Origin of the sequence: Streptomyces sp. NPDC015532 (assembly GCF_043078065.1) — a bacterium.
In the GTDB taxonomy this organism is placed as follows: domain Bacteria; phylum Actinomycetota; class Actinomycetes; order Streptomycetales; family Streptomycetaceae; genus Streptomyces.
This window is the reverse complement of the sequence record NZ_JBIBSY010000041.1, coordinates 1-2,939: the sequence shown is the minus strand read 5'-3', so window position 1 is coordinate 2,939 and position 2,939 is coordinate 1. Positions and strand designations below refer to the sequence as shown.

Below are 2,939 nucleotides of genomic sequence, written 5' to 3'. Positions count from 1 at the left end.
CATATTATATGGTTAAGTCCTCGATCTATTAGTATTCGTCAGCTCCACATGTCACCATGCTTCCACCTCGAACCTATCAACCTGATCATCTTTCAGGGATCTTACTAGCTTACGCTATGGGAAATCTCATCTTGAGGGGGGCTTCATGCTTAGATGCTTTCAGCACTTATCCCTTCCGCACATAGCTACCCAGCTATGCCCTTGGCAGAACAACTGGTACACCAGCGGTGCGTCCATCCCGGTCCTCTCGTACTAAGGACAGCTCCTCTCAAATTTCCTACGCCCACGACGGATAGGGACCGAACTGTCTCACGACGTTCTGAACCCAGCTCGCGTACCGCTTTAATGGGCGAACAGCCCAACCCTTGGGACCGACTACAGCCCCAGGATGCGATGAGCCGACATCGAGGTGCCAAACCTCCCCGTCGATGTGGACTCTTGGGGGAGATAAGCCTGTTATCCCCGGGGTAGCTTTTATCCGTTGAGCGATGGCCCTTCCATGCGGAACCACCGGATCACTAAGCCCGACTTTCGTCCCTGCTCGACTTGTAGGTCTCGCAGTCAAGCTCCCTTATGCCTTTGCACTCTACGAATGATTTCCAACCATTCTGAGGGAACCTTTGGGCGCCTCCGTTACACTTTAGGAGGCGACCGCCCCAGTCAAACTGCCCACCTGACACTGTCTCCCGGGTCGATAAGACCCGTAGGTTAGAATTTCAATACAGTCAGGGCGGTATCCCACCAGCGCCTCCACCGAAGCTAGCGCTCCGGTTTCAATGGCTCCCGCCTATCCTGTACAAACTGTACCAAAATTCAATATCAGGCTACAGTAAAGCTCCACGGGGTCTTTCCGTCCTGTCGCGGGTAACCTGCATCTTCACAGGTACTATAATTTCACCGAGTCTCTGGTTGAGACAGTGCCCAAATCGTTACACCTTTCGTGCGGGTCGGAACTTACCCGACAAGGAATTTCGCTACCTTAGGACCGTTATAGTTACGGCCGCCGTTTACTGGGGCTTCAGTTCAGAGCTTCGCTTACGCTAACCCCTCTCCTTAACCTTCCAGCACCGGGCAGGTGTCAGCCCCTATACTTCGCCTTACGGCTTCGCAGAGACCTGTGTTTTTGCTAAACAGTCGCTTGGGCCTATTCACTGCGGCTTTCCGTTAAGAAAGCACCCCTTCTCCCGAAGTTACGGGGTCATTTTGCCGAGTTCCTTAACCAGAGTTCTCTCGCACACCTTAGGATTCTCTCCTCGCCTACCTGTGTCGGTTTGCGGTACAGGCACCTTTTATCTCGCTAGAAGCTTTTCTTGGCAGCGGGGAATCAAAGACTTCGCTCCATAAGGAGCTTCCCCATCACAGCTCAGCCTTCACGATAAGCGGATTTGCCTACTTATCAGCCTAACTGCTTGGACGTGCACAACCAATCGCACGCTTCTTCTATCCTTCTGCGTCCCTCCATTGCTCAAACGATAAAGAGGTGGTACAGGAATATCAACCTGTTGTCCATCGCCTACGCCTGTCGGCCTCGGCTTAGGTCCTGACTAACCCTGAGCGGACGAGCCTTCCTCAGGAAACCTTAGGCATTCGGTGGACGGGATTCTCACCCGTCTTTCGCTACTCATACCGGCATTCTCACTTCTAAGCGCTCCACCAGTCCTTCCGGTCTGACTTCACTGCACTTAGAACGCTCCCCTACCACTGATACCATTGGTATCAATTCGCAGCTTCGGTGGTGTATTTAGCCCCGGTACATTTTCGGCGCAGAGTCACTCGACTAGTGAGCTATTACGCACTCTTTAAATGGTGGCTGCTTCTAAGCCAACATCCTAGTTGTCTAAGCAACTCCACATCCTTTTCCACTTAATACACACTTTGGGACCTTAGCTGGCGATCTGGGCTGTTTCCCTCTTGACTACGGATCTTATCACTCGCAGTCTGACTCCTAAGGATAAGTCATTGGCATTCGGAGTTTGACTGAATTCGGTAATCCGATGAGGACCCCTAGTTCAATCAGTGCTCTACCTCCAAGACTCTTACACTTAAGGCTAGCCCTAAAGCTATTTCGGGGAGAACCAGCTATCTCCAGGTTCGATTGGAATTTCTCCGCTACCCACACCTCATCCCCGCACTTTTCAACGTGCGTGGGTTCGGGCCTCCATTCAGTGTTACCTGAACTTCACCCTGGACATGGGTAGATCACCTGGTTTCGGGTCTACGACCACGTACTAAACGCCCTATTCAGACTCGCTTTCGCTGCGGCTCCGCCTCTTCAGCTTAACCTCGCACGGGATCGTAACTCGCCGGTTCATTCTACAAAAGGCACGCCATCACCCATTAACGGGCTCTGACTATTTGTAGGCACACGGTTTCAGGATCTCTTTCACTCCCCTTCCGGGGTGCTTTTCACCTTTCCCTCACGGTACTGGTTCACTATCGATCACTAGGGAGTATTTAGCCTTGGGAGATGGTCCTCCCAGATTCCGACGGAATTTCACGTGTTCCGCCGTACTCAGGATACATTCAAGAGAGAACGAAGTTTCGACTACGGGGTTGTTACCCTCTACGACGGACCTTTCCAGGTCGCTTCGTCTACCTCGTTCCTTTGTAACTCCGTATAGAATGTCCTACAACCCCAAGAGGCAAGCCTCTTGGTTTGGGCTATGTTCCGTTTCGCTCGCCGCTACTCAGGAAATCGCATTTGCTTTCTCTTCCTCCAGGTACTTAGATGTTTCAGTTCCCTGGGTCTGTCTTCCTTACCCTATGTATTCAGGTAAGGATACCATACCATTACGTATGGTGGGTTTCCCCATTCGGAAATCTTCGGATCAAAGCTTACTTACAGCTCCCCGAAGCATATCGGCGTTAGTCCCGTCCTTCATCGACTCCTAGTGTCAAGGCATCCACCGTGCGCCCTTTCTAACTTAACCAAACTAAAA

General features: G+C 51.7%; 1 rRNA gene. It reads right to left on the bottom strand.

Features of this window, described 5'->3' with window-relative positions:
* Positions 1–8: 8 nt before the first annotated feature.
* Positions 9–2,930, bottom strand: a 23S ribosomal RNA gene (locus ACF07B_RS42860).
* Positions 2,931–2,939 lie beyond the last annotated feature (9 nt).